At 72.3% G+C, this 25,296-nt stretch carries 23 protein-coding genes; 6 read left to right on the top strand and 17 right to left on the bottom strand.

All coding sequences use genetic code 11. The features are described 5' to 3' along the window. The first annotated feature begins 86 nt into the window (after window positions 1-86). Window positions 87-1,136 (top strand): peptidoglycan DD-metalloendopeptidase family protein, encoded by a 1,050-nt coding sequence (locus tag ACIRGB_RS04230; RefSeq protein WP_403858459.1) that lies wholly within the window; start codon window positions 87-89, stop codon window positions 1,134-1,136. Window positions 1,137-1,181: 45 nt separating this feature from the next. Here the strand turns inward: ACIRGB_RS04230 and ACIRGB_RS04225 are convergent, their stop codons facing one another. From ACIRGB_RS04225 to ACIRGB_RS04200, 6 genes are all read right to left on the bottom strand, one after another. Further along, window positions 1,182-2,066 (bottom strand): HAD family hydrolase, encoded by an 885-nt coding sequence (locus ACIRGB_RS04225; protein WP_403858457.1) that lies wholly within the window; start codon window positions 2,064-2,066, stop codon window positions 1,182-1,184. A gap of 101 nt (window positions 2,067-2,167) precedes the next feature. Beyond that, window positions 2,168-3,073 carry an LLM class flavin-dependent oxidoreductase gene (locus tag ACIRGB_RS04220; RefSeq protein WP_403858455.1) on the bottom strand — a complete coding sequence of 302 codons (906 nt, stop codon included), beginning with the start codon at window positions 3,071-3,073 and terminating at the stop codon, window positions 2,168-2,170. A 52-nt stretch (window positions 3,074-3,125) separates the two neighbouring features. Then, window positions 3,126-3,584, bottom strand: coding sequence for a hypothetical protein (locus tag ACIRGB_RS04215; RefSeq protein WP_403858453.1), 459 nt, complete (start codon window positions 3,582-3,584; stop codon window positions 3,126-3,128). A gap of 6 nt (window positions 3,585-3,590) precedes the next feature. Further along, entirely contained in the window at window positions 3,591-4,139 is a 549-nt protein-coding gene (locus ACIRGB_RS04210) for an RNA 2'-phosphotransferase (RefSeq protein ID WP_403858451.1), read from the bottom strand. A gap of 110 nt (window positions 4,140-4,249) precedes the next feature. After that, on the bottom strand, window positions 4,250-6,007 hold the full coding sequence (locus ACIRGB_RS04205) for an SDR family oxidoreductase (RefSeq protein ID WP_403858449.1): 1,758 nt from the start codon (window positions 6,005-6,007) through the stop codon (window positions 4,250-4,252). Further along, window positions 6,004-6,843 (bottom strand): M24 family metallopeptidase, encoded by an 840-nt coding sequence (locus ACIRGB_RS04200; protein ID WP_403858447.1) that lies wholly within the window; start codon window positions 6,841-6,843, stop codon window positions 6,004-6,006. The genes ACIRGB_RS04205 and ACIRGB_RS04200 overlap by 4 nt, the downstream gene beginning before the upstream one ends. A gap of 273 nt (window positions 6,844-7,116) precedes the next feature. Here ACIRGB_RS04200 and ACIRGB_RS04195 point away from each other — a divergent pair, with 273 nt between their 5' ends. From ACIRGB_RS04195 to ACIRGB_RS04180, 4 genes are read left to right on the top strand one after another with little or no spacing between them, the layout of a single operon-like run. Further along, a complete protein-coding gene (locus ACIRGB_RS04195) occupies window positions 7,117-8,079 on the top strand; it encodes an ABC transporter ATP-binding protein (protein WP_403859292.1) in 963 nt (320 codons plus the stop codon). After that, a complete protein-coding gene (locus ACIRGB_RS04190) occupies window positions 8,069-8,977 on the top strand; it encodes an ABC transporter permease (RefSeq protein WP_403858445.1) in 909 nt (302 codons plus the stop codon). Before ACIRGB_RS04195 ends, ACIRGB_RS04190 begins: the two co-directional genes overlap by 11 nt. Continuing rightward, on the top strand, window positions 8,974-9,885 hold the full coding sequence (locus ACIRGB_RS04185; protein ID WP_403858443.1) for an ABC transporter ATP-binding protein: 912 nt from the start codon (window positions 8,974-8,976) through the stop codon (window positions 9,883-9,885). The genes ACIRGB_RS04190 and ACIRGB_RS04185 overlap by 4 nt, the downstream gene beginning before the upstream one ends. Before the next feature lie 11 nt (window positions 9,886-9,896). After that, window positions 9,897-10,616 (top strand): ABC transporter permease subunit, encoded by a 720-nt coding sequence (locus ACIRGB_RS04180; protein WP_403858441.1) that lies wholly within the window; start codon window positions 9,897-9,899, stop codon window positions 10,614-10,616. Between the two features lie 240 nt (window positions 10,617-10,856). Here the strand turns inward: ACIRGB_RS04180 and ACIRGB_RS04175 are convergent, their stop codons facing one another. The 9 genes from ACIRGB_RS04175 to ACIRGB_RS04135 all read right to left on the bottom strand — a co-directional run bounded on the left by ACIRGB_RS04175 (window position 10,857) and on the right by ACIRGB_RS04135 (window position 20,989). Beyond that, window positions 10,857-11,699: an HAD family hydrolase gene (locus ACIRGB_RS04175; RefSeq protein ID WP_403858439.1), complete on the bottom strand. Its 843-nt coding sequence runs from the start codon at window positions 11,697-11,699 to the stop codon at window positions 10,857-10,859. Continuing rightward, window positions 11,696-12,973, bottom strand: coding sequence for a serine--tRNA ligase (gene serS / locus ACIRGB_RS04170; protein ID WP_403858437.1), 1,278 nt, complete (start codon window positions 12,971-12,973; stop codon window positions 11,696-11,698). The genes ACIRGB_RS04175 and serS overlap by 4 nt, the downstream gene beginning before the upstream one ends. Before the next feature lie 509 nt (window positions 12,974-13,482). Beyond that, window positions 13,483-14,415: a prephenate dehydratase gene (gene pheA, locus ACIRGB_RS04165; RefSeq protein WP_403858435.1), complete on the bottom strand. Its 933-nt coding sequence runs from the start codon at window positions 14,413-14,415 to the stop codon at window positions 13,483-13,485. 80 nt (window positions 14,416-14,495) lie between these two features. After that, a complete protein-coding gene (gene efeB, locus ACIRGB_RS04160) occupies window positions 14,496-15,872 on the bottom strand; it encodes an iron uptake transporter deferrochelatase/peroxidase subunit (protein ID WP_403858433.1) in 1,377 nt (458 codons plus the stop codon). 8 nt (window positions 15,873-15,880) lie between these two features. Beyond that, window positions 15,881-17,938, bottom strand: a complete 2,058-nt coding sequence (locus ACIRGB_RS04155) for a copper resistance CopC/CopD family protein (protein ID WP_403858431.1) — start codon at window positions 17,936-17,938, stop codon at window positions 15,881-15,883. Window positions 17,939-17,951: 13 nt separating this feature from the next. Then, window positions 17,952-18,473: a copper chaperone PCu(A)C gene (locus ACIRGB_RS04150; RefSeq protein ID WP_403858429.1), complete on the bottom strand. Its 522-nt coding sequence runs from the start codon at window positions 18,471-18,473 to the stop codon at window positions 17,952-17,954. Next, the gene (locus tag ACIRGB_RS04145; protein ID WP_403858427.1) at window positions 18,470-19,120 is read right to left on the bottom strand and encodes an SCO family protein; all 651 of its coding nucleotides are present in this window, start codon (window positions 19,118-19,120) and stop codon (window positions 18,470-18,472) included. Before ACIRGB_RS04145 ends, ACIRGB_RS04150 begins: the two co-directional genes overlap by 4 nt. A gap of 132 nt (window positions 19,121-19,252) precedes the next feature. Next, window positions 19,253-20,008: a YcnI family protein gene (locus tag ACIRGB_RS04140; RefSeq protein WP_403858425.1), complete on the bottom strand. Its 756-nt coding sequence runs from the start codon at window positions 20,006-20,008 to the stop codon at window positions 19,253-19,255. Between the two features lie 132 nt (window positions 20,009-20,140). Continuing rightward, the gene (locus ACIRGB_RS04135) at window positions 20,141-20,989 is read right to left on the bottom strand and encodes a hypothetical protein (protein ID WP_403858423.1); all 849 of its coding nucleotides are present in this window, start codon (window positions 20,987-20,989) and stop codon (window positions 20,141-20,143) included. 241 nt (window positions 20,990-21,230) lie between these two features. Between ACIRGB_RS04135 and ACIRGB_RS04130 the strand changes: the two genes are divergently transcribed. Next, the gene (locus ACIRGB_RS04130) at window positions 21,231-21,692 is read left to right on the top strand and encodes an ATP-binding protein (RefSeq protein WP_403858421.1); all 462 of its coding nucleotides are present in this window, start codon (window positions 21,231-21,233) and stop codon (window positions 21,690-21,692) included. 70 nt (window positions 21,693-21,762) lie between these two features. On the opposite strand, the gene ACIRGB_RS04125 is transcribed toward ACIRGB_RS04130, so the two are convergent. Both ACIRGB_RS04125 and ACIRGB_RS04120 read right to left on the bottom strand, forming a co-directional pair. After that, window positions 21,763-23,247 (bottom strand): aminopeptidase P family protein, encoded by a 1,485-nt coding sequence (locus tag ACIRGB_RS04125; RefSeq protein ID WP_403858419.1) that lies wholly within the window; start codon window positions 23,245-23,247, stop codon window positions 21,763-21,765. A gap of 143 nt (window positions 23,248-23,390) precedes the next feature. Then, entirely contained in the window at window positions 23,391-24,824 is a 1,434-nt protein-coding gene (locus ACIRGB_RS04120) for a PP2C family protein-serine/threonine phosphatase (RefSeq protein WP_403858417.1), read from the bottom strand. Window positions 24,825-25,296: the final 472 nt, after the last annotated feature.

Raw genomic sequence — 25,296 nt, 5'->3', positions numbered from 1 at the left:
CGCGTTGAGCCGTGTGCAGCAACGGGTCCCCCACTCGTACGAGCTGAACGGGACCGCGGGGCCCGCGCTGGTCCACGATCGCTGACATGCGCCCATCCCGCCGCCGACCGTTGCTCGTTCCGGTGTTGCTGTGCGCGCTCGCCGTGCTCGCGGCCCGCCCCGGCGACGGCATGGACGGGGACGGCGGACCCGGGGCCGGTCTCGGGCCGCAGGTGGCGCGACTGTACGAGGACGCGGCGAAGGCGACCCGCCGGTACGAGGACGGGCGGCGAAAGGCCGAGGCGCAGCGGTCGAAGGCCCTGGAGTACGAGCGGCGGCTCGACGGGCAACGGCGGAAGATCGACGCCATGCGGGAGGACCTGGGCCGCATCGCCCGTGCCCAGTACCGCGACGGCGGCGGTCTCCCGCTCACCGCGCGGATGCTTCTCGCCGACGACCCCGAGGAGCTGATGCGCGGTCAGCGGGCGGTCTCCCGCGCCAACCTCGCCGTGGACAGGGCCATCGGCACGCACCTGCGGGCGGAGACCCGGCTCGCCGCCGAGGAAGCCATGGCGCAGGCGGCCTGGCAGGCGCTGGAGAAGCGCAACGCCGACCTGGGGACGCTGAAGAAGAGGATCGAGAACAAGCTGGAGGCGGCGCGGTCCCGGCTGGAGGGCCAGGCGGACTCCTCCGTCGCGGCCGGCTCGTGCCCCGGCGCGGTCCGTCTCGACCAGCCGGACCTGCCCGCCGGCGCGTCCTGGACGGCCCCGGTCGAGACCTACGAACTGTCGGCGTCCTTCGGTAGCGGCGGATCGCGGTGGGCCAACCGGCACACCGGCCAGGACTTCGCGGTGCCGGTCGGGACACCGGTGCGCTCGGTCGGCACGGGCCGGGTCCTGAAGGTGTCCTGCGGCGGGGCCTTCGGCATCCAGGTCGTCCTCGAGCACGCGGGCGGCTACTACACGCAGTACGCCCATCTCGCCGCCGTCGCCGTCGACCAGGGGGACAAGGTCGAGGCCGGGCAGTGGATCGGGCAGTCCGGCAGCACGGGCAACTCCACCGGCCCCCATCTTCACTTCGAGGTACGGGTCACCCCGGAGATGGGCTCGGCGCTGGACCCGGTGCCGTGGCTGTCGCAGCGCGGGGTGCCGCTGTGACGGCACCGGACGCGCCGCGGGCCGGCCGCCCGGCGGCGGCGGACGTCAGGGCAGGGCCAGCATCCGCTCGATCACGACGGCCACCCCGTCGTCGTTGTTGGCGACCGTCCGCCCCGAGGCGGCGGCGATCACGTCCGGGTGCGCGTTGCCCATGGCGTACGACTGGCCCGCCCAGGTGAGCATCTCGACGTCGTTCGGCATGTCGCCGAAGGCCACGACCTCCTCGTGCGAGATGCCGCGCTCGGCGCAGCACAGGGCGAGCGTGCTGGCCTTGGAGACCTCGGGGCCGCTGATCTCTAGCAGGGCGCTGGGGCTGGACCGGGTGACGTTGGCGCGGTCGCCGATGGCGAGGCGGGCCAGCGTGAGGAAGCCGTCGGGGTCCAGCTCCGGATGGAAGGCGAGGATCTTGAGGACGGGCTCGGCGGCGGCACGGCCGCCCGGCGCCAGGATCTCCTCGGCGGGCAGGAGGTCGTCGGGGACCTCCATGTGCAGTTTCGGGTAGGCCGGTTCCTGGTGGAAGCCGTACGTCTGCTCGACCGCGTAGACCGTGCCGGGCGCCGCCTCCCGCAGTAGCCGTACGGCGTCCAGGGCGTTCTCCGGGGGCAGCTCGCGGACCTTCACGAACCTGTGCCGGCCGGGGCCGCCGTGCAGGTCGACCACGGCGGCGCCGTTGCCGCAGATGGCGAGGCCGTGCCCGTGGACGTGGGCGCTGACGACGTCCATCCAGCGGGCGGGGCGGCCGGTGACGAAGAAGACCTCGATGCCCGCCTGCTCCGCGGCGGCCAGCGCGGCGACCGTGCGCGGGGAGACCGACTTGTCGTCGCGCAGCAGCGTGCCGTCGAGGTCGGTGGCGATGAGCCGCGGGCGGGTGGCGGCGGCCGGGGGCTCGGGCTGTCGGGTCGCTGAGGTCACCCGGTCATTGTCACGCATGTGCGTGCACGCCCGTGCGGGGGTCCGCACATCTGTGAGCCACGGCTCTCATGCGCGGCTCCCCGCGGCCGCTCGATGCGACGCCCTCATTCCTTGCGCCCTCATTCCTTCAGCTGTGCCGGTGCCTCCATGGCGATCTGCTCGAAGACCTTCTCGTCCGCGGCGAAGTCCGAGTCGGGGATCGGCCAGTGGACGACGAGTTCGGTGAAGCCCAGGTCCCGGTGGCGTCCGGCGAAGTCCACGAACGCGTCCACGGACTCCAGCGGGCGACTGCGCTCGGGTGTGAAACCGGTGAGCAGGACCCGGTCCAGCTCACCCACGTCGCGGCCGATCGCGGCACAGGCGTCGGCCAGTCGCTCGCCCTGCTGCCGCAGTGCCCGGGCCGACTGCTCGGGGGTGCCGTTCTCGAACAGCTTCGGGTCACCGGTGGTCACCCACGCCTGGCCGTGCCGGGCGGCGAGCGCCAGACCCCGGGGGCCGGTCGCGGCCACCGCGAAGGGCAGCCGGGGCCGCTGTACACAGCCCGGGATGTTGCGGGCCTCGTGCGCGGAGTAGAAGTCGCCCTCGTACGACACGGCGTCCTCGGTCAGCAGCCGGTCGAGCAACGGCAGGAACTCGCCGAACCGGTCCGCCCGCTCTCGCGGCGTCCACGGCTCCTGGCCCAGCGCCGTGGCATCGAAGCCGGTGCCGCCCGCTCCTATGCCGAGCGTGATCCGCCCGCCGGAGATGTCGTCGAGGGAGATCAGTTCCTTGGCGAGCGTCACCGGGTGCCGGAAGTTCGGCGAGGTGACCAGGGTGCCCAGGCGCAGCCGCTCGGTCACGGCCGCGGCGGCGGTGAGGGTCGGTACGGCACCGAACCACGGGCCGTCCCGGAAGCTGCGCCAGGAGAGGTGGTCGTAGGTGTACGCCGTATGGAAGCCGAGCTGCTCGGCCCGTGTCCAGGTCGAACGGCCGCCTTCGTGCCAGCGGCGGTACGGAAGGATCACGGTGCTCAGGCGCAGACTCATGCCTCCGAGCCTATGCGGCCGGCGTCGGTTTCACGTGAAACGGCCGCCGCCGTCACCGTACGCGACCGCTCAGCCACGGGGTGAGGAGGAGTATCGACACGTGCTCCTTGTGGGCCCGGTCGCCCGGCAGCGGCACGATCAGGCGGTATCCGGGCGGGAAGCGGCGCCCGTGGACGTAGGCGAGGCCACCGAAGACGGAGCGCAGGAACGCGGGCACGTCGTCGCGTTCGACATCGGGGAACTCCACGTTCTCGACGGTGATCAGGGCGTCGCCCTCGTGGAAGAGGCGGACGCTCACCCGGGGGACGCCGCCGAATTCGACGAACGCCTCGTGCGGGAGCGAGCCGTCGGCGTCGGTGGTCACCCCCACGCCCGCGGCCGTGCCCCGGGAGGTCTGGTCGGCGCCGATGTCGTCGGTGACCTCGATCTCCAGCGCGTACTCCTCGGCTACGGCGCGGAGAGCGGTGACGGCGGACTGGGTGGTGGGCAGGTGCTCCATGCCCTCGATCATGCGGGGTCAGTGCGGAGCGGGAAAGCGCAGATAGCGGGACGGTACGTGTCGCGTCAGCCAGACCCCGTTCGCGCTGACGTGGAAGACGTGGCCGTCGCGGTGCATGGCGGCGGCGTCCACCGGGAGCACGACCGGCCGGCCGCGGCGGGCTCCGACCCGGGTCGCGGTCTCGCGGTCCGGCGAGAGGTGCACGGCGTGCCGGTTCATCCGCCGCAGGCCCTCGGCGCGGATGGCCTCCAGCTGCCGGGCCACGGTCCCGTGGTAGAGGTACGGCGGCGGGGTCGCCGAGGGCAGCTGGAGATCCACGTCGACGCTGTGGCCCTGGCTGGCCCGGATGCGGGTGCCCTCGACCGCGAAGCGCCGCTTGTCGTTGGTGGCGACCACGTGGTCGAGCTCTTCGCGGGTGAAGCGGAAGCCGTGCGCGGCCGCCGCGGCGATCAGCGTGTCGATCTCGGCCCAGCCGCCCTTGTCGAGCGTGAGCCCGATCCTCTCCGGCTGGTGGCGCAGGTGCTTCGACAGATACTTCGACACCTTCACCGAGCGTTCCTGTTGCATGGCGCCAGCCTGCCCAGTGAGACGGGCGTCACGCGATCGATTTTGTTCCCGAGGTTTGATCCACAGTCAAGTGCAGTTATCCACAGGCTGGTTGGGGATCTCTGTGGAAACTACAGGGGCGGCTTCACCCGGGCGAGGCGCCGCAGCACCCGTGGCGCGAAGCGGGACAGGAGATGAGCGCCGCGCGCCTCCGGCGTCACCGGGACCACGGCCCTGTTGTGCACGACCGCCTCCAGGACGGCGTCCGCCACCTTCTCCGGCGGGTAGTTGCGCGCCCCGTACCACCGGGCGGTGCGCTGCTGCCGGCGCCTCTCCTCCGCGGGGTCCGCGCCCGCGAAGTGCGCGGTGGCGGTGATGTTGGTGTTGACCAGGCCGGGGCAGATCGCCGTGACACCGATCCCCTGATCGGCCAGTTCGGCGCGCAGGCACTCGCTCAGCATCAGCACGGCCGCCTTGGAGGTGCCGTAGGCGGGCAGTGCCCTGGAGGGCTGGAAGGCCGCCGCCGACGCGGTGTTGACGATGTGACCGCCCTGCCCGCGCTCGGCCATCTGCCGGCCGAACAGCCGGCAGCCGTGGATCACGCCCCAGAGGTTGACGTCGAGGACCTTCTTCCAGTCCTCCGGCGTGGTGTCGAAGAAGGAGCCGGACAGGCCGATCCCGGCGTTGTTCACCAGCACGTCCACCACGCCGTACTCGGCGGCGACCCTGGCCGCCAGCTTCTCCATGGCCTGCTCGTCGGAGACGTCGGCGGTCTCCGCCCAGGCGGCCGGCGCACCGATCAGCCGGGACAGCTCCGCGGTCCGGGCGGCGGCCTCGGCGTCGAGGTCGACGGCCACCACGCGCGCGCCGGCCTCGGCGAAGGCGAACGCCGTCGCCCGCCCGATGCCGCTGCCCGCACCGGTGACCAGGACCAGCTGCCCGCCGAAGCGGTCGGCGTGCCTGCCGTTCGCCCCGGCCCCGGAGCGGCCGTCCTCGGTGGCGGTGACGAACTCCGTGATCCAGTCCGCCAGCCGGTCCGGCCGGGTGCGCGGCACCCAGTGCTTCGCGGGCAGTGTGCGCCGGGTGAGCCGCGGCGCCCACAGCTCCAGCTCGTCGTAGAGCCGCTCCGACAGGAACGCGTCGCCCAGGGGCGTGATGAGCTGCACGGGCACGTGCGCGTAGGCGTCCTCGCGCGGCCTGCGCAGCCGGGGCCGCACGTTGTCCCGGTACAGCCACGCCCCGTGCGCCGCGTCCGACGGGAGGGAGGCGGTCGGGTAGTCGCCGCCGGGCACCTTCTCGACGCGCTCCAGGATGCCCGGCCAGCGCTTGCCGAGGGGGCCGCGCCAGGCCAGCTCCGGGAGCACGGGGGTGTGCAGCAGATAGACGTACCAGGACTTGGCGCCCTGGCCGAGGAGCTGCCCGATCCGGCGCGGGGTGGGCCGCCTGAGGCGCTTGCTGATCCAGTGCCCGAAGTGATCCAGGGAGGGCCCGGACATCGAGGTGAAGGAGGCGATGCGGCCCTCGGTGCGCCGGACCGTGACGAACTCCCAGGACTGCACCGAGCCCCAGTCGTGGCCCACCAGGTGCACGGGGCGGTCCGGGCTGACCGCGTCGGCCACGGCCAGGAAGTCGTCCGTCAGCTTCTCCAGCGTGAACCCGCCCCGCAGCGTGCTCGGCGCGGTGGACCGGCCGTGGCCGCGGACGTCGTAGAGGACCACGTGGAAGGCGCCGGCCAGGCGGGCGGCGACCTCGGACCAGACCTCCTTGCTGTCCGGGTAGCCGTGCACCAGGACGATTGTGGGCCGCCGCGGATCGCCCAGCTCGGCCACGCACAGCTCGACCCCGCCCGAGCGCACCCAGCGCTCCCGCGCACCGTCCAGCACCGTCATGTCTCCTCCGCCCAGCGCCGCACGTGCGGCAGATCGTCGTCCAGCCAGAAGGCGCTCTCCTCGGGATCCACCGAGTCGGTCACGACCAGGATCTCCTCGAACTTCGCGCCCGTACCCCGGAAACCGAGGTGGGGTTCGACCGCCCACAGTCCCGCGCGGGGCGGGTGGTCGGAGAAGCGGTACGGCGACCACAGCGGCGACCAGCCCTCGCGGTGGCCGTGCAGCGCGTCGCCCGCCAGGCCCTTGAGCGACTGGGTGCCGAAGCCGAACAGGCGCGGGGACAGCCGCCGTTCCCGCACCCGGTCCACCTTGTGGGCGATGACGCCGAAGGGATAGGCCCGGTGCCGGTTGGCATAGCCCTGGCGGACCATGAGCCGGTCCACGTCCTCGTAGATCTCCCGCAGCGGCCTGCGTTCGCGCACCTCGCGCAGGATCAGCTCGCGGTGCGCGGCCAGGTCGGCCGCCAGCCGGTGCTGCACCGGGTGGGGGCCGAGCGCTCCGGAGTAGCCGATGTCGGCGGTGAAACCGCGGTGCACGGGGGCCATGTCCAGGATGAACGCCATCCCCGGCTCCAGTCGGCGGCCGGTGGGGAAGAACTGGAGCGGAACGCGGAAGCCGGTGAACGCCGTGCGGTCGCCGAACCAGGCGAAGGGCAGGTGGAACCAGTCCCGCACGCCCCGCGCCCGCAGCCACTCGCGCTGCATGCGGGCCGCGTCCCGCTCGGTCACGCCCGGCTCCAGCCGGGCGGCCACGGCCTCGGCGCACGCGTAGGCGAGACGCTGCACCTCCCGGAATCCCCGCAGTTCCGTGCGGAGTCCGGCTGCCGTCGTCGTCATGCCACCCATGCCGTGCCACCCCCGTTCCGCCGTCCCGGCGCGGTCCGCGCCGATGGTGCTACTCGCCCGTAACGTGACGCCGCCGAATCTCCCAGTTGTTAGACCCAACGTCAATAGGGTGTTCACCGGGTGGCCCGTGCGGCCTCGACAGGCCGGCCGTGGCTCTCAGGTACGGCATCCCCTACGGGCCCGTACTACTCGAGTCTGACGCCAAGACGGCTCTGCGGTCTGACGACGGCAGTGGCGGGCGTCACTAGTGTCATTGACGTGACTGTGATCGCGACCGAAAGCCTGAGCAAGCGGTTCCCCCGGGTGACCGCGCTCGACCGGCTCTCCGTGGACGTCGGACCCGGTGTGACCGGACTCGTCGGTGCCAACGGCGCCGGCAAATCCACCCTGATCAAGATCCTGCTGGGTCTGTCTCCCGCCACCGAGGGCCGGGCCGAAGTGCTCGGACTCGATGTCGCCACCAAGGGCGCCGACATCCGCGAGCGGGTCGGCTACATGCCGGAGCACGACTGCCTGCCACCCGACGTCTCGGCCACCGAGTTCGTCGTCCACATGGCACGCATGTCCGGCCTGCCGCCCACCGCCGCCCGCGAGCGCACGGCCGACACCCTGCGCCACGTCGGCCTGTACGAGGAGCGCTACCGCCCCATCGGCGGCTACTCGACGGGCATGAAGCAGCGCGTGAAGCTCGCGCAGGCCCTCGTCCACGACCCCCAGCTGGTCTTCCTCGACGAGCCGACCAACGGCCTCGACCCGGTCGGCCGCGACGAGATGCTCGGCCTCATCCGGCGCATCCACACCGACTTCGGCATCTCCGTCCTGGTCACCTCCCACCTGCTGGGCGAGCTGGAGCGCACCTGCGACCACGTCGTCGTCGTGGACGGCGGCAAGCTGCTGCGCTCCAGCTCCACCACGGACTTCACCCAGACCACCACGACCCTCGCGATCGAGGTCACCGACACCGACGCACACCCCGACGGCACCCGCGCGGTGCGCGACGCGCTCGACGCGCGCGGGGTCACCGTCCAGGACGGCAGCGGCCTGCCCGGCGCCGGCCACGTCCTGCTGCTCACCTCGGCGGGCGAGGAGACCTACGACCTGGTCCGCGACGTCATAGCCGACCTCGGCATCGGCCTGGTCCGCATGGAGCAGCGCCGGCACCACATCTCGGAGGTCTTCACCGACAGCGACGCAGCACGGAAGGAGGCGGTCGGCCATGGCAGCTGAACAGCCCACAGCCACGGTCCGGGGCGACCAGACCCGCATCCACAACATCGGCTACCGCAGTTACGACGGCCCCCGCCTCGGCCGCGCCTACGCCCGCCGCTCGCTGTACTCGCAGTCCCTGCGCGGCGCCTACGGCCTCGGCCGCTCGGCCAAGTCCAAGGTGCTGCCGATGCTGCTGTTCGTAGTGATGTGCCTCCCGGCGGCCATCATGGTCGCGGTCGCCGTCGCCACCAAGGCCGACGACCTGCCCGTGGACTACACGCGCTACGCGATCGTCCTGCAAGCCGTCATCAGCCTCTACGTCGCGTCCCAGGCCCCCCAGTCCGTCTCGCGCGACCTGCGCTTCAAGACCGTGCCGCTGTACTTCTCCCGGCCGATCGAGACCGCCGACTACGTCCGCGCCAAGTACGCGTCGCTGGCCTCCGCTCTCTTCATCCTCACCGCCGCACCGCTGCTGGTGCTCTACGTGGGCGCGCTGCTCGCCAAACTCGACTTCGCGGACCAGACCAAGGGGTTCGCCCAGGGACTGGTCTCCGTGGCACTGCTCTCGCTGCTGTTCGCCGGTATCGGCCTGGTCGTGGCCTCGGTCACCCCGCGCCGCGGCTTCGGCATCGCCGCCGTCATCGCCGTCCTGACCATCACCTACGGCGCGGTCTCCACGCTCCAGGCCATCGCGGACGTCCAGAGCAGCTCCGGGGCCGTCACCTGGATCGGCCTGTTCTCGCCGATCACCTTGATCGACGGGGTGTCGGCGGCCTTCCTGGGAGCGACCTCGGCCTTCCCCGGCGGGGTCGGCCCGAGCCACGGCGAGGGCGCGGTCTACGTCCTCGTCACCCTCGGCCTGATCGCCGGCGCCTACGGCCTGCTGATGCGCCGCTACAAGAAGGTGGGACTGTGACCACGCTGAACATCGACCACGTCTCCCGCTGGTTCGGCAACGTGGTCGCCGTCAACGACATCACCATGACGATCGGCCCCGGCGTCACCGGCCTGCTCGGCCCGAACGGCGCGGGGAAGTCCACCCTCATCAACATGATGGGCGGCTTCCTCGCCCCCTCCACCGGCAGCGTCACCCTGGACGGCCAGCCGGTCTGGCGCAACGAGGACATCTACCGGCACATCGGCATCGTCCCCGAGCGGGAGGCGATGTACGACTTCCTCACCGGCCGCGAGTTCGTCCTCGCCAACGCCGAACTGCACGGCCTGGGCGCCAAGGCGGCCGACGAGGCCCTCGCCACCGTGGAGATGGCCTATGCCCAGGACCGCAAGATCGCCACGTACTCCAAGGGCATGCGCCAGCGCGTGAAGATGGCCTCCGCCCTCGTCCACCAGCCGTCGCTGCTCCTGCTCGACGAGCCGTTCAACGGCATGGACCCCCGCCAGCGCATGCAGCTGATGGACCTGCTGCGGCGCATGGGCGACGAGGGCCGCACCGTGCTGTTCTCCTCGCACATCCTGGAAGAGGTCGAACAGCTCGCCTGGCACATCGAGGTCATCGTCGCCGGACGCCACGCGGCCAGCGGCGACTTCCGCAAGATCCGCCGCCTGATGACCGACCGGCCCCACCGCTACCTGGTGCGTTCCAGTGACGACCGGGCTCTCGCGGCGGCGCTGATCGCCGACCCGTCGACGTCCGGCATCGAGGTCGACCTCGCCGAGGGCGCCCTGCGCATCCAGGCCGTCGACTTCGGCCGGTTCACGGCCCTGCTGCCCAAGGTCGCCCGCGACCACGGCATCCGGCTGCTCACGGTCTCGCCGTCCGACGAGTCCCTCGAGTCCGTCTTCTCGTATCTCGTCGCGGCGTAGGAGGCCCAAGAATGTACGACCCCACAGTCGCCCGGCTCACCTACCGGGCCCTGCTCGGCCGCCGCCGGGCCCTCATCCTGGGCGCGCTCCCCCTGTTGCTGCTCGTCATCGCCGTCGCGGTGCGCGCGCTCGCCGGAGCGGACGACCAGACCACCACGGACGTGCTGGGCGGGTTCGCCCTCGCCACCATGGTGCCGATCATCGGCGTCATCGCCGGCACCGGTGCCATCGGCCCCGAGATCGACGACGGCTCGGTGGTGTACCTGCTGTCCAAGCCGATCAAGCGGCCGACGATCATCTTCACCAAGCTGATCGTCGCCATAGCCGTGACGATGGTCTTCTCCGCCGTGCCCACACTGCTCGCCGGTCTGATCCTCAACGGCAACGGCCAGCAGATCGCCGTCGCCTACACGATCGCCGCGCTGGTCGCCTCCATCGCGTACGCCGCGCTGTTCCTGCTGCTGGGCACGGTGTCCCGGCACGCGGTGGTCTTCGGGCTCGTCTACGCCCTGGTCTGGGAGGCCCTGTTCGGCTCCCTGGTGCCGGGCGCCCGCACGCTCAGCGTCCAGCAGTGGTCGCTGGCGGTGGCCCAGAAGGTCGCCGACGGGAACCTGGTGACCTCCGACGTCGGCCTGCCGACCGCGACGGTGCTGCTCGCCGCGGTGACCGTGCTCGCCACCTGGTACGCCGGCCAGAAGCTGCGGTCGCTGACGCTCGCCGGGGAGGAGTGACCCCGCCCCGTCGGTAACGCGACCTACGTCCGCTTTTAATCGGTGGCGTCCGGCTTCCCGTGACGGCACTGTGGGGGATGCACGAGGCCGGACGGCGACGGTGCGACGGGAGGCCGCTTCGAGCACGCGGGATGCCCCGCGTGGGCCGACCGACGGGGACGCCGACGCCGTCCGGACCGTGCGCCGCAGGGACCGCGGGGGCCGCCGGAGGGGGCTACGCCGGAGAGCACCGGGCCGGCCTCAGGCCGCCAGCCGCTCCAGTACCACCGCGATGCCGTCCTCGTCGTTGGAGGACGTCACCTCGTCGGCCACCGCCTTCAGTTCCTCGTGGGCGTTGGCCATCGCCACGCCCCGGGCCGCCCAGGCGAACATCGGGATGTCGTTGGGCATGTCGCCGAAGGCGATCGTGTCCGCCGCCTTCAGGCCGAGCCGGCGGGCCGCCAGCGACAGTCCCGTGGCCTTGGACAGCCCCAGCGGCAGCAGCTCGACGATGCCCGCGCCGGCCATGACGACCGTGACGAAGCCGCCCGCGGCACGCCGGGCGGCCTCGGCCAGCTCGTCGTCGGACAGGGTCGGATGCTGGATGTAGATCTTGTTCAGCGGCGCCGACCACAGGTCCGAGGCGTCGGTGAACGGCACGGCCGGCAGGTCGCCCCCGACCGCGTAGCCCGGGCCGACCAGCACGTCGCCCTCCAGGCCGTCCCGGCTCGCCGCCAGGTACAGCGGGCCGGTCTCCGCCTCGATCTTGGCCAGCGCCACCCCGGCCAGCTGCCGGTCCAGGGTGACGGAGGTCAGCAGCCGGTGCTCCCCGGCGTGGTAGACCTGCGCGCCCTGACCGCAGACGGCCAGCCCGTCGTAACCGAGGTCGTCCAGGATGTGCCGGGTCCACGGCACCGCCCGCCCGGTGACCACGATGTGGGCGGCGCCCGCCGCGGTGGCCGCGGCGAGCGCGTCACGGGTGCGCCGCGAGATCGTGTCGTCGCCGCGCAGCAGCGTGCCGTCGAGGTCGGTCGCGACCAGCCGGTAGGGGAAGCCCTCGGCGGGTCCGGTGCCGGGGGCCGTGGCGGTGCCGGTGTCCGTCACTTGGCCACCGGCTCCAGGACCTCCCGGCCGCCCAGGTACGGGCGCAGCACCTCGGGCACGCGGACCGAACCGTCGGCCTGCTGGTGGTTCTCCAGGATCGCCACGATCGTGCGGGGCACGGCGCACAGCGTGCCGTTGAGCGTGGCCAGCGGACGGACCTTCTTGCCCTCGCGGACGCGGATCGACAGCCGGCGGGACTGGAACTCGGTGCAGTCCGAGGTCGAGGTCAGCTCGCGGTACTTGCCCTGGGTGGGGATCCACGCCTCGCAGTCGTACTTGCGGGCGGCCGAGGAGCCCAGGTCGGCCGAGGCCACGTCGATCACCCGGAACGGCAGCTCCAGCGACGTCAGCCACTGCTTCTCCCACTCCAGCAGGCGCTGGTGCTCGGCCTGCGAGTCCTCGGGGAGGACGTAGGAGAACATCTCGACCTTGTCGAACTGGTGCACGCGGAAGATGCCCCGGGTGTCCTTGCCGTGCGAGCCGGCCTCGCGGCGGAAGCAGGGCGAGAAGCCCGCGTAGCGCAGCGGCAGGCGGTCGGCGTCCAGGATCTCGTCCATGTGGTACGCGGCGAGCGGCACCTCGGACGTGCCGACCAGGTACAGGTCGTCCTTGTCGAGGTGGTAGACGTCCTGGGCGGCCTGGCCGAGGAAGCCGGTGCCGGCCATCGACTGCGGGCGCACCAGCGCCGGGGTCAGCATCGGGGTGAAGCCGGCCGCCGTGGCCTGCGCGATCGCCGCGTTGACCAGGGCCAGCTCCAGGAGGGCGCCCACGCCGGTCAGGAAGTAGAAGCGCGAGCCGGAGACCTTGGCACCGCGCTCCACGTCGATGGCGCCGAGCAGCTGGCCCAGCTCCAGGTGGTCCCTGGGCTCGAAGCCCTCGGCGGCGAAGTCGCGATGCGTGCCGTGCGTCTCCAGCGTGACGAAGTCCTCCTCGCCGCCGACGGGCACGTCGGGGTGGACGAGGTTGCCGAGCCGCTGGAGCAGCTCCTGGGTCTCGGCGTCGGCCGCGTCGCGCTCGGCGTCGGCGGCCCTGACGTCGGTCTTCAGCTGCTCGGCCCGCTTGAGGAGCTCGGCCTTCTCGTCCCCGGCGGCCTTGCCGATCAGCTTGCCGAGGCCCTTCTGCTCGGCGCGCAGCTCGTCGAAACGGACGCCGGACGACCTGCGCCGTTCGTCGGCGGACAGGAGAGAGTCGACGAGCGCGACGTCCTCTCCACGGGCGCGCTGCGACGCGCGCACACGGTCGGGGTCCTCACGGAGCAGGCGAAGGTCAATCACGCGGTCAAGGCTACCGGTGCGCGGTGTCGGCTCTCGACCCGCTCTTGCCGTACGCGGCCCGCACGTCCCGTTCGGCGGGTCAAGGAAATGCTGCGACCTCCCCGGAACGGGGCGCCGCATGGGCGGCGGGTTGACCGGATCTCCTTGTGGAGAACGGGACTTGGGGCGTGACTGTCCACAGGAATCCACAGCCCGGGAAAGTTATCCACAGGGTGTGCGAAAGATCTGTGGATGCATGGAAGTGATCATTCCTAATTCGTGGAGTCGAGCTGTCCAAACCCTCCACGCCCCCACTTTCGAGTGGAAATGGGGCACCCGGTGTCACTCCGGAGAATGGCGGGCAAGAAACAGGTGGACGAAGGGTGACCTGGACCTCTGTGGGCGAAGTGGGGTCCCGTAGGGGGATTTGTCGACCATGTGCCCCTTCGTTGTCGACTTGTCCCCAGGTCGAGAAGCGGACCTGTGGATAACTTCTGTGGATAAGGAAAATCAGCAGATAGGCCCGGCGGTCAGAACCGGCCGTCCTGGCAGCGCGCCACCCACTCCGCCGCCGCCACGAACGCCTCGTCCGAGGTGCCCGGCCGCAGCGCGTCCACGTCCGCGGCCTCGACCTCCGCGCGCGGGTACGACCCCAGATAGCGCACCTGGAGGCAGGACCGCTTCAGACCCATCAGCGCGTCGGCCACCCGGCGGTCGGAGATGTGCCCCTCGGCGTCGATGCAGAAGCAGTAGTTGCCGATACCGGCACCGGTCGGGCGGGACTGCAACAGCATCAGGTTGATGCCGCGGGCGGCGAACTCGCCCAGCAGATCGCGCAGGCCGCCGGGGTGGTCGTCGCGCTGCCAGAGCACGACCGACGTCTTGTCCGCCCCGGTCGGTGCCGCGGGCCGGGCCGGGCGGCCCACCAGCACGAAGCGCGTCTGGGCGTTCTCCGCGTCGTGGATGTCGGCCTCCAGCACCTCGAGGCCGTAGCGCTCCGCGGCGAACTCACCGGCGAAGGCGGCGTCGTACCGCCCCTCCTGCACCAGGCGGGCGCCGTCCGCGTTGGAGGCGGCCGATTCCCAGGCGACGTCCGGGAGGTGCGCCTTGAGCCAGTTGCGGACCTGGGGCTGCGCCGCCGGGTGGGCGGTGACCGTCTTGATGTCCGACAGCTTGGTGCCGGGGCGGACCAGCAGCGCGAAGGTGATGGACAGCAGCACCTCGCGGTAGATCATCAGCGGCTGGCCGGCGACCAGCTCGTCGAGGGTGGTGGTGATGCCGCCCTCGACGGAGTTCTCGATCGGCACGAACGCGGCCTCGGCCTCGCCGGTGCGCACCGCGTCGAGCGCCGACTGCACGGAGACGTAGGGGACCAGTTCCCGGGTCGCCGTCTCCGGGAGGGTGCGCAGGGCGACTTCGGTGAAGGTGCCTTCAGGGCCGAGATACGCGTAACTGGCTGGCATGTACTCACCCTAATGGGCCCGGGAAGGCGCGGCCCACGGGTTGCGCCCGAGCCCCTCCCGGGGGGTGACGCGTCGCGGTTTCACCCCTCCAGCAGCCGCTGCCCCACGTACTCTCCCTCGGACGCCCCGCCCGGGACCGCGAACAGGCCGCTCGCCTCGTGCCGGATGAACTGCGACAGCGCGTCGCCCCGGTCCAGCTTGCGCTGCACGGGCACGAAGCCGCGCAGCGGATCGGCCTGCCAGCAGATGAAGAGCAGCCCGGCGTCCGGGACGCCGTCGGCGTCGAAGCCGTCGTGGTACGAGAAGGGCCGGCGGACCATGGCCGCGCCGCCGTTCTGGTCGGGCCGGGTGATGCGGGCGTGCGCGTTGATCGGAACGACGAGCTTTCCGGAGCCGTCCGTCTTCTCCAGGTCCATCTCCGTCGTCTCGCCGGCGTCGCTCCCCGCGGACAGCGGCGCCCCGTCGGACTTGCGGCGCCCGATGACGGCCTCCTGGGCCTTGAGCGACAGCTGCTCCCAGTCGTCGAGGAGCATCCGGATGCGGCGTACGACGACGTAGGAGCCGTTCGCCATCCAGGCCGGAGCGCCCTTCCCGGACCCGGGCTCCTCCGGCACGAAGATCCGCTCGTCGAAGTCGGCCTCGGCGGGCTTGGGGTTGCGGGTGCCGTCGATCTGGCCCATGAGGTTGCGGGCCGTCATGGGGTGGGCGGTGGCGCCGGGCGAACGGTTGAAGCCGTTCATCTGCCAGCGGATGCGGGCGGCCGTCCCGGCGTCCCGCTGGATCGCGCGCAGGGCGTGGAAGGCCACCAGGGCGTCGTCGGCGCCGATCTGCACCCACAGGTCACCGTTGCTGCGGTTCTTGTCGAGGTGGTCGGAGGAGAAGTCGGGGAGTGGATCGAGGGCGACCGGGCGCTGCTCGTCCAGGCCGGTCCGGCCGAAGAAGCTGTGCCCGAATCCGAAGGTGACGGTCAGCGAGGAGGGCCCGGCGTCCCGGGCCACGTCCGTGTCACCGCTTCCGGCGGGTTCGCCCGCCATCAGCCGCCGGGCCGTGTCGGACCAGCGGCGCAGCAGCGCGGCCGCCTCCCTGCGGCCGGCACCGGCCGCGAGGTCGAAGGCGATGAGGTGGCCCCGGGCTTGCAGCGGGGTGGTGATGCCGGGCTGATGTTTCCCGTGAAACATCGCCTGCTCGCTGCCGAGCGAGGTGAGGGGAGTCGCGGCGGAGGAGGGCGCGGCGGCGTAGCCCGCGGCAGCTCCCGCCGCGCCGAGGACGAGCCCGGTGGCCCCGGCGGTGCCGAGCAGTCGCCGTCGTGAGATGCCTCCGGGAGCGGTGGGGCTCTCGGCGTTCTGGGCGGTCTCGGTGCCCTCCGAGCCGAGTGGCCCGGACGGTCCGGTGGTGCCGCCGGGCTTCCCACGGGTCGCCTCGTGGTTCCGGGCCTCCGGGATGGACTGGTCAGCCATGGTGCGGTTCAGCCGATCTGCGTGTTCTTGGCGACGGTGACCTGGTCGATGTCGGAGGTGCGCACGGTGACGGCGACTTCCCAGTCGCCGGCCATCGGGATCTGCACTCCGCTCGCCGACCAGTGGCCGGTGGTGATGTGGTCGGGGGCGACGGGCAGCGGCCCGATGTTCTGTGCCTTCTGGGTGAGGGCCACCTTCACCTCGGGGATGTCGAAGACGGTCCCGTCCGGGCGCTCGACGTAGAGGTGCATGTCGTTGGCGCCGACCCGGGCCGGGTCCAGCTCGACCCGTATGACGCCCTTGCCGTTCTGGCTGCCGGTGTCGAAGGGCAGGTCCAGCGTCACCGCGCCGGTGGAGGGCGCCGAGCTGGTGGCGGAGGACGCGCCGGCGGCCTTGGCATCCTCCTCGGTACGGCCCGGCTCGGTCTGGGTCAGGACGGTGGTCACCACCAGCAGCACGACGGCGACGCCCGCCTCGGCGAGCACGGAGCGGCGCAGTCCGAAGCGGTTCGGGTCGGCGTCCCGCTGCCGCTTCTGCCGGGCGGCGTCCACGGCCGCGCGCTGCCGCGCGAGCTGGGCGGCTCGCCGGGAGCCACCGCCGGAGTCCTTCCCCGCGCCCGAATCCTTCCCCGCGCCGGAGTCCTTCCCCGCGCCGGACGCCTTCTCGGCGACCTTCGCGTTCCCCGAGCCCGTCTCCTTCCCGGAGCCCTTCCCGGTCCCGGACGCCTCCCCGGAGCTCTTCCCGGTCGCCTTCCCGGACGTCTTGGAGGCGGTCTCCACGGCCGCTTTCGCGGACGCCTTCGCCGCGCCCCGGGCGGCCCCGGCGACGGCGGGTGTCGCCTCCGCCAGCTGTGCCGTCCACCGGCGCGAGAAGGAGGCGACGCCGACGAGCACCGCCACGAGCCCGATCTTCACGAGGAGCAGCTGCCCGTACCGGGTGTCGGTGAAGGCCGTCCAGGAGCCGAGCTGGCGCCAGGACTGGTAGGTGCCGGTCACCACCAGCGCGATCACGCTGCCGAAGGCGATGCGCGAGAACCGGCGCACGGCGACGGCGGGGACCGGGGTGTCCGCCGGGCCGCGGTACAGGGCGACGAGCAGTGCGGTGAGGCCGCCGAGCCAGGTGGCGACGGCGATCAGGTGGACCACGTCGACCGGCATGGCGAGGCCCGCCTGGAGGCCGACGGAGGCGTGCTCGGACATCGCCCAGGTCGCCGCGAGGCCCGCCGCCACGACACTCCCGCCGACCGCGAGCCCGAAGGTGAGGTCCCGCTTCTCCTCGTCGTCCCGCTTGTCGTACGCGCCGAAGAGCACGGCGATGAACAGCGCGGCCGCCGCCAGCAGCAGCAGCCGGGAGACCAGCGCGGCACCGGACTTGGTCTGCAGCACCTCGCCGAGCAGGCCCAGGTCGAAGATGTCGGCGACCTTCCCGGAACCGGTGTAGGAGCCGCGCAGCAGGAGGAGCAGGAGGGTGGCGGCGGTCAGCGCGAGCCAGCCGGAGACGACGAACCGCTGTACGACGCGCACCCCGGAGCCGCGCGGCCAGCAGGCGAGGACGAAGGCGGCGCCGCCCACCAGGACGGCGAAGGCGGCGTACGACACGTACCGGCCGACACCGTACAGCCCGCCGACGAATCCGCCGCCCGCCCCCTGCCCGGAGACGGTGACCGAGGTCGCGGAGGGGGCGCCGACGGAGAAGGTGTAGGCGCCGGAGACGGGATGGCTGTCGGCGGAGACGACCTGGTAGGTCACCGTGTAGGTGCCGTCGGGCAGCCCGGGGCGCAGTTTCACGGAGTACGTGGTGCCGCCCGTGCCGGACGGCTTGCCGTCGTCGACGCGGGTGCCCTTGGGGTCGAGGACGCGCAGCGAGTCGTCGTCCATGGAGACCGACTCGGAGAAGGTGAGCGACACCTGGGCCGGAGCCTTGGCGACCACCGCCCCCTCCCGGGGGTCGCTGCCGGTGAGCGCGGCGTGCGCGGAGGCCGGTCCGGCGCCGGCCAGCAGCGCGCAGGCCGCGGCCAGGAGCAGCAGCACCAGGGTCCGCAGGCGCGGGGCGATGGTCTGCGTCAAGGTGGTCCCTCCCTCAGTGTCCGGAGTCTTCGGAGTGCCCGGAGTGTCCGGTGGTGGGCTGGTAGGTGGCCGCCTTCACGGGCAGCTTGACCGTGACGGGGCCGGAGTGCGCGAAGTGCAGTTCGACGGCGACGGACTGCCCCTGCTTCGGCTGGTGCTTCAGCTTCTCGAACATCAGGTGGTTTCCGCCGCTCCTGAACACGAGCTGACCGTGGGCGGGGACCTCAAGGCGGTCGACCTCCTTCATGGTCCCGTCGACGGTCTCGTGCACGGTGACCTCGCCGGCCTCGCTGGTGACGGAGGTCAGTTCGTCCGCGGCGTCGCCCTTGTTGGTGATGGTGAGGAACCCGGCCGCCATCGAGTCGGAGACGGGCTGCGGTATGTAGGCGGCGTCCACGGAGAGTTCGGCGCCGGAGGCCGCGGAGTCCGAGTCGGAGTCCGAACCGCCGCAGCCCGCCAGGGCCAGGGCACCGATCACCGCGACGGCGGCGAGGGCGGGGCGGCGCCGTACGGGCCCTGCCGCGGGCCGCCTCACGGGTTCTGCCCCTTGATGAGCTTGGGGAGGTCCTTGGTGTAGTCGTCGACCGTGGCGTCCTCGCCGTAGAGGACGTAACCCGCGTCGGTCTTCGGGGAGAAGGCGACGACCTGGGTGCCGTGGGTCGAGACGATCTTGCCGTCCTTGTCCTTGGTCGGCGGATCGATCGAGATGCCGAGGGTGCGGGCGCCCGCCTGGATGGTGTCGAAGTCGCCGGTCAGGCCGACGATCTGCGCGTCGATGCCCTTGAGCCACGTGCCGAGCGCGGCCGGGGTGTCGCGCTCCGGGTCGGTGCTGACGAACACGACGCGGAGCTTGTCCTGCTCCGCCCGGGGGAGCTGCTTCTTGGCCACGGCGATGTTGTTCATGGTCAGCGGGCAGACGTCGGGACAGTGGGTGTAGCCGAAGTAGACCAGGGTGGGCTTGCCGGCGGTCTGCTCGCGGAGGTCGTACTTCTTGCCCCGGGTGTCGGTGAGGACCAGGTCGGGCTTCTCGAAGGGCTGGTCGAGGACGGTGGCGGCCTGCCGGCTGTTGTCCTCGGAGACCACGGACACGGGCTTGTCGCTGTCGGCGCCGCCGCCGCAGGCGGACAGCGTCAGGCAGGCGGCGGCGAGCAGGGCGGCCGTGGCGAACGTCTTCTTGCGCATAGAAAAATGTCCCAGATGTGAGGTGCTCCGGTGCGCGCCGGGGCCCGTCGGAGGACCGACGGACGGTGTCCGGCGCGCACCGGACGAGAGGATGCGCCGGCGAGGTGGCGCCGACGCACCGGTACGGCGTCGTTACACCGCCGCGCCGGAGTCACGCCGACGGCCGGCCAGCACGCCGTAGCCGACGCCCGCCGCGCCGACGACGATGCCGACGATGCCGAGGACCCGGGCGGTGGTGTCACTGCCGGAGCCGGAGTCCGACGAGGAGGCGTCGGCGGCGGTGTTCTGCTCGGCCGCCTCGGTGTCGTCGGCCTTCGCGTCCGAGGAGCCCGCCGCGCCGTGGGCGTCGTCCTCGGCGGCCGACAGCTTGAGCACGGGCGCCGGGGTCTCAGGCTCCTCCTGGCCCTCCTGCGGCACCTCGATCCAGCGCACGACCTCCTTGTTGGAGTACGTCTGGATCGCCTTGAACACCAGCTGGTCGGCGTCCTCGGGCAGCGCGCCGATGGAGACCGGGAACTTCTGGAAGTAGCCGGGCTGAACGCCCTGGCCGTCGGCGGTCCAGGTCACCTTGGTGACCACCTCGGTGATCTGCTTGCCGTGCGACTCCAGCGGCTTGGCCGGCTTGGCCTTGGTGACCTCGGCCTTCCAGCCCGGCACCGGCTGCGGCATCACGGACGCCAGCGGGTGCTCGGCCGGGAAGCTGACCTCCAGCTTGGTGGTGGAGGCGTTGTCGCGCTCGTTGGGGACCTTGAAGTCGACGACCGCGTAGCCGCCCTTGGCGGCCGGGCCCTCCGGCTGCACGCTGACGTGCGCGAAGGCGGGGGCGGACAGGGCGAGGACGGCGATGCCGGACACGGCGCCGACGGCGGCGATACGGGAAGCCTTCATGGACGGAGTACTCCGCTTCGTGGGGACACCGGTGCCGAGCAGCCGGTGCCGGGTGACAGGAGGGATGCGCGCACGCGCGCGCGTGCCGCACGACGGCGGCCCCTCCCGAAGCGGGATGACGGTCGCGTCGTGTCAGGCGGCGAGGGCGAACACGTCACGCGGCGGGCCGCGCCTGATCACCGTGTGCTGGAGCGCGGTGGTACGGGGCCGCGGCGGCACCCACAGGGCGGCGCGCGGCGGACGCGGGCCCGTGCCGGGGGCGCCGGCCGGCCCGGCGTGCAGGGCGCGCACCAGGGCGAGCGCCGCGCGCAGGGCGCGTACGAGTGCCGCTTCGGCCACGGACTGGGCCGAGTGCGCCGACAGTTCGACGAGCCGGGCCAGGGCCAGGTCCCCGCGCCGCAGCAGCCAGCCGGCGGCCAGGGCCGCGAGGACGTGACCGAGCAGCATCGGCAGCGACGGCACCAGCGAGGCGGAGGTACCGGCGGTGGACAGCGCGTCGGCCTGGTGGTGCGCCGCGCCGGTGGTGACGTCCGGGGCGATGCGCGCGTCGGTGAGGATCCGCTCGGCCTGGGTCGGGCTGATCGCCGCCGCGGTGGTCCCGCAGACCAGCCGTGCGGCCTGCTGGACCAGGGAGGCGTCGGACAGCGCGCCCGCCCCACCGCCGGACGCGGCGGCCGTACCGGACGCGGTGGCCGCGGCGGTGCCGTGCTGGCCCAGCCCGAACAGGGCGTGCAGCGCGGTCTGTCCGACGGTGAGCAGCGTCGCGATGCAGGGCAGCGAGCGCCCGCGGCCGGCGAGCGGCACGGCGACCAGGACCGCCCCGAGGAAACCCGCGCCCAGCGACCACAGCGGAACGGTGGCACAGGAGGCGAGGGAGTGCCCCGCCGCGGCCAGCACGACGCAGACCGCGGCGAACACCGCGGCCCGCAGGACCCGGAGATCGTTCCCGGAGCGCGCCGTTGGCGGGTGGGGGGCAGTCATGGCGGCCTCATCATCGCACTCACGGCCCGCACGCCGTACGGCAGGTCCACAAGATGCCGTACGACCGGAAGACGAGGAACGGGACGGAAGGTCACCCTCTGGTACGAGTCGCCCCGCATACACCGGCCGACGAGGGCGACACATCCGCCAGATGAGCGGTGTCACGGGCCCGGCGCGCTTACGCCCGGGTGTGAGGGGCAATACGTATCGGTATGTCGAGCCGCGGCCGGGAGGCTGGAGCATGAGCATCTGGTGGTCACTCCATTTGCGGCGCGAGGCTGCGAGCGTCCCCCTGGCCCGCCGCCTGCTGATCGGCACCATGGAGACCGCGGGCGTCGATCCCGACATCTCCTTCGACCTCTCCGTCGCGCTGAGCGAGGCCTGCGCCAACGCGGTCGAGCACGGCGGCGACGACGGGTGCGGCGGCCCCGGCGAGGCGTACCGCGTCACGGCCTACCTGGACGGCGAGCGCTGCCGTATCGAGGTCGCCGACACGGGCCCCGGCTTTCCCGCCGCCGCTCCGGGCGGGCCGCAGGCTGTCGCCCGCCCGGCGGCGGAGGCGGAGAGCGGCCGCGGCCTGTGTCTCATCCGGGAGCTCGCCGACCATGTCCACATCGGCAGTACGCCGGGGCGGGCCGGTGCCGTGGTGAGCTTCGACAAGGTCCTCAAGTGGCGTGAGAACGCCCCGCTGGCGGCGGTGTGACGGGCGGGGCCCGGACACGCCGACGGCCGGGCACCCGCGCGGTGCCCGGCCGTCGTACGGCGGGTGAGGGTCAGCGCTTCAGCGCGGCCATCCACTCCTCGACCTCGTCCGACCGGCGCGGCAGCCCGGCGGACAGGTTCCGGTTGCCGTCGGCGGTGACGAGGATGTCGTCCTCGATGCGCACGCCGATGCCCCGGTACTCCTCGGGCACGGTCAGGTCGTCGGCCTGGAAGTACAGGCCCGGCTCGACGGTGAGCACCATGCCGGGCTCCAGCGTGCCGTCGACGTAGGACTCCACGCGCGCGGCGGCGCAGTCGTGGACGTCCAGGCCGAGCATGTGACCGGTGCCGTGCAGCGTCCAGCGGCGTTGCAGGCCCAGCTCCAGCACCCGCTCGACGGGGCCCTCGACCAGACCCCACTCGACCAGCCGCTCGGTCAGCACGCGCTGGGCGGCGTCGTGGAAGTCGCGGTACTTGGCGCCCGGCCGCACCGCCGCGATGCCGGCCTCCTGGGCGTCGTACACGGCGTCGTAGATCTTCTTCTGCAACGCGCTGTACGTGCCGTTGACCGGCAGCGTGCGCGTCACGTCGGCGGTGTAGTACGTGTGCGTCTCCACGCCCGCGTCGAGCAGCAGCAGGTCGCCGGAGCGGACCGGGCCGTCGTTGCGGACCCAGTGCAGGGTGCAGGCGTGCGGGCCGGCGGCGGCGATGGTGCCGTAGCCGACGTCGTTGCCCTCGACGCGCGCGCGGAGGAAGAAGGTGCCCTCGATGTAGCGCTCGCTGGTCGCCTCGGCCTTGTCGAGGACCTTCACGACGTCCTCGAAGCCGCGCACGGTGGAGTCGACGGCCTTCTGCAGCTCGCCGATCTCGAACTCGTCCTTGACCAGGCGGGCCTCGGAGAGGAAGACGCGCAGTTCCTCGTCGCGCTCGGCGGTGACCTTGTCGGTCAGGGCCGCCTCGATGCCGGCGTCGTACCCGCGCACCACCCGGACCGGGCCGGTGGCCTCGCGCAGGCTGCCGGCCAGCTCGCGGACGTCGGAGGCGGGGATGCCGTACAGCTTTCCGGCCTCGGTGAGGGAGTGGCGGCGGCCCACCCACAGCTCGCCCTGCCCGTTCAGCCAGAACTCGCCGTTCTCCCGGTCCGAGCGCGGCAGGAGGTAGATCGTCGCGGTGTGTCCGTCCCCCTTGGGCTCCAGGACCAGGACGCCGTCCTCGGTCTGGTTGCCGGTCAGGTACGTGTACTCGACCGAGGCGCGGAAGGGGTACTCGGTGTCGTTGGAGCGGGTCTTGAGACGGCCCGCGGGGATCACCAGGCGCTCGCCGGGGAAGCGGGCGGACAGGGCGGCACGGCGGGCCGCGGTCTCGGCGGCCTGGGGGATCGGCTCCAGGTCGCGCAGCTCCGTGTCGGCCCAGCCGGACTTCATGTTCTCGGCCAGCTCGTCGGACACGCCCGGGTACAGGCCGTTCTTGCGCTGCTTGATCGGCTCCTCGGTCTCGTCCGGGCCCGCTGCGTCAGCAGCAGGATCGGATACTGCCGGGTTGAGCTCCTCCGCCACGGTCATCCTCCTCGATACGGCACTGGACCACCCCCCATCGTACGGTCGTACGGAAGGGGGCCCAGGGCCGAAGGGCCTGTTACACGGAGTGCTGCCGTCCGCTATGCGTGACGTGCGGGGCGTTGGCGCACCCCAGGTGACCGTTATTCGAACCGGACGGCCAGCAGAACGACGTCCTCCTCGCACTGCGCCTCCGCCTTGCCGTCGGGCAGCACGGTGCGCAGGACGTGCTCGACGACCGCGTCCGGGTCCTGCCGCGCGGCCCGGGGGACACCGGCCGCCGCCGCGTGCAGCCGGGCGAAGGCACGGTCGGCCGGGTCGCCGGTGCGGTGCAGCAGCCCGTCGGTGTAGAGCAGAACCGTCTCTCCCGGCTCGGCCTGCACCTCCACGCTGGGCGCCTCCCAGCAGGCGAGCATGCCGAGCGGTGCGGAGACGGAGGTCTCGACGAACTCGGTGCGCCGCTGACCGATCAGCAGGGGCGGGCTGTGCCCGGCGCCGGCCAGGGTGATCCGGCGCAGCGCGGGCTCGCAGTAGCCGAACAGCGCGGTGGCCGAGCGAGCGGGCTCGGTGAGCCGCAGCAGCAGTTCCAGGTCGGACAGGACGGCGACCGGGTCCTCGCCCTCCATCACGGCGTACGCCCGCAGCGAGGCGCGCAGCCGCCCCATCGCGGCGACCGCGCTGGGCCCCGACCCGGTGACGGAACCGACGGCGAGGCCGAGCGCGGCGTCCGGCAGCGGCAGGGCGTCGTACCAGTCGCCGCCGCCCAGCGGACCGGTGCGGTGCCGGGCGGCGAGCTGCACGCCGGGCACCCGGGGCAGCCGCGAGGGCAGCAGTTCCTCGGCCATCGTCGCCATGGACGCGCGGGTGCGCTCGACCTCCAGCAGGCGGGCCAGGTGCTGGGCGGCGTACCGGACGTACAGGCCGGCGAGGTGGCGCTGCCGCTCACCCGGTTCGGCGGGTTCGTCGTAGAGCCAGACGGCGGCGCCGAGGCGCCCGGTGCCCTCGGCGGACAGGGGGAGCGTGTAGCTGGCGGCGTAACCGAGGCGGGCGGCGACCTCGCGGTGGCGGGGGTCGAGGGCCTTCTCGGCGAGCAGGTCGGGTTCGGCGATGCCCTCCTGGGCGACCGGCAGTCCGTCCAGGATCCGCCCGTAGGACAGGCAGCTGCGGGGCACGGTCTCGAGGTGGCCGAGGTCGGCGCGGGCCAGGCCGAGGCCGACGGTGGTGCCGGGGCCGAGTCCGTCGGCCGGTTCCAGCACGAGGAGCCCGCGCCGGGCGCCGACCAGGGCGGCTCCGGCGCGCAGCACTTCCTGGAGGCCGTCGGCGAGGGTGTCCGTGCGGACCAGGCGTTCGGTCAGCTCGTGCAGGGTCGTGAGGTCCGAGACCCAGCCGGCCAGCCGGTCCTGGAGCAGGGCCCCGGGGGCACCAGGTGTGCCCGAGTCGTCCGTGACGGTCGCGGCGTCCGTCGTGGGGGGCTCGGCCGCCTGGGAGGTGTCCGTGGCGGCGGACGCGACAGTGTGTGCGGGGGACGGAACCGTTGAATCGATTCCGGCCACTTTCGCAGGGTGCGGGGCGTTCATGGCGTCCGGTCTTCCGACCGGCGCTTACTGCTCAAAAGCATCGCAAACCCCCATGTCATTCTGCGCCGCTAGCAGTGTCTCCACATGTACACGCACTCGTAAGGGGATGTCCAGCATTGTCCTGCTGGTATTCCTGGTGTCCGTGGGGTGGGAGCGGCCTCCTTCCCGGCCCCTTGCGGAAAAACGAATTTGGCTTGAAACTGCCCCAGAGGACGGCTTGTTGCGGTCGACTGGGGGTGCTTCACGGAGCGTCACAGCGGTCGTGATGGGTACGTACTCGGAGAAGGCCGGGGGTGGTTGGGGGCCACCTGGAACCCGGCGACGGACCCGGGCGTCCTATCCACCGACGACCGTGCCCCATCCTCCCGTGGCGGAGGCGGAGAGAAATACGCGCGACGGCAAAACGCCAGACTTCGCCACCCCCGCGCCACGCCAGCTTTTGACAGACGCAGTGGCCGGAACCGTCACGGAC

It is taken from the genome of Streptomyces sp. NPDC102490 (genome assembly GCF_044765285.1).
Lineage (GTDB): Bacteria > Actinomycetota > Actinomycetes > Streptomycetales > Streptomycetaceae > Streptomyces.
This window is presented reverse-complemented; position numbering and strand designations above follow the sequence as displayed.

What these genes read in the sequence shown, in the direction of transcription:
- ACIRGB_RS04230 (WP_403858459.1), top strand. Translation starts at nt 87, where the DNA reads ATGCGCCCATCCCGCCGCCGACCGTTGCTCGTTCCGGTGTTGCTGTGC.
- ACIRGB_RS04225 (WP_403858457.1), bottom strand. Translation starts at nt 2,066, where the DNA reads ATGCGTGACAATGACCGGGTGACCTCAGCGACCCGACAGCCCGAGCCC.
- ACIRGB_RS04220 (WP_403858455.1), bottom strand. Translation starts at nt 3,073, where the DNA reads ATGAGTCTGCGCCTGAGCACCGTGATCCTTCCGTACCGCCGCTGGCAC.
- ACIRGB_RS04215 (WP_403858453.1), bottom strand. Translation starts at nt 3,584, where the DNA reads ATGATCGAGGGCATGGAGCACCTGCCCACCACCCAGTCCGCCGTCACC.
- ACIRGB_RS04210 (WP_403858451.1), bottom strand. Translation starts at nt 4,139, where the DNA reads ATGCAACAGGAACGCTCGGTGAAGGTGTCGAAGTATCTGTCGAAGCAC.
- ACIRGB_RS04205 (WP_403858449.1), bottom strand. Translation starts at nt 6,007, where the DNA reads ATGACGGTGCTGGACGGTGCGCGGGAGCGCTGGGTGCGCTCGGGCGGG.
- ACIRGB_RS04200 (WP_403858447.1), bottom strand. Translation starts at nt 6,843, where the DNA reads ATGACGACGACGGCAGCCGGACTCCGCACGGAACTGCGGGGATTCCGG.
- ACIRGB_RS04190 (WP_403858445.1), top strand. Translation starts at nt 8,069, where the DNA reads ATGGCAGCTGAACAGCCCACAGCCACGGTCCGGGGCGACCAGACCCGC.
- ACIRGB_RS04180 (WP_403858441.1), top strand. Translation starts at nt 9,897, where the DNA reads ATGTACGACCCCACAGTCGCCCGGCTCACCTACCGGGCCCTGCTCGGC.
- pheA (WP_403858435.1), bottom strand. Translation starts at nt 14,415, where the DNA reads ATGCCAGCCAGTTACGCGTATCTCGGCCCTGAAGGCACCTTCACCGAA.
- efeB (WP_403858433.1), bottom strand. Translation starts at nt 15,872, where the DNA reads ATGGCTGACCAGTCCATCCCGGAGGCCCGGAACCACGAGGCGACCCGT.
- ACIRGB_RS04145 (WP_403858427.1), bottom strand. Translation starts at nt 19,120, where the DNA reads ATGCGCAAGAAGACGTTCGCCACGGCCGCCCTGCTCGCCGCCGCCTGC.
- ACIRGB_RS04140 (WP_403858425.1), bottom strand. Translation starts at nt 20,008, where the DNA reads ATGAAGGCTTCCCGTATCGCCGCCGTCGGCGCCGTGTCCGGCATCGCC.
- ACIRGB_RS04135 (WP_403858423.1), bottom strand. Translation starts at nt 20,989, where the DNA reads ATGACTGCCCCCCACCCGCCAACGGCGCGCTCCGGGAACGATCTCCGG.
- ACIRGB_RS04130 (WP_403858421.1), top strand. Translation starts at nt 21,231, where the DNA reads ATGAGCATCTGGTGGTCACTCCATTTGCGGCGCGAGGCTGCGAGCGTC.
- ACIRGB_RS04120 (WP_403858417.1), bottom strand. Translation starts at nt 24,824, where the DNA reads ATGAACGCCCCGCACCCTGCGAAAGTGGCCGGAATCGATTCAACGGTT.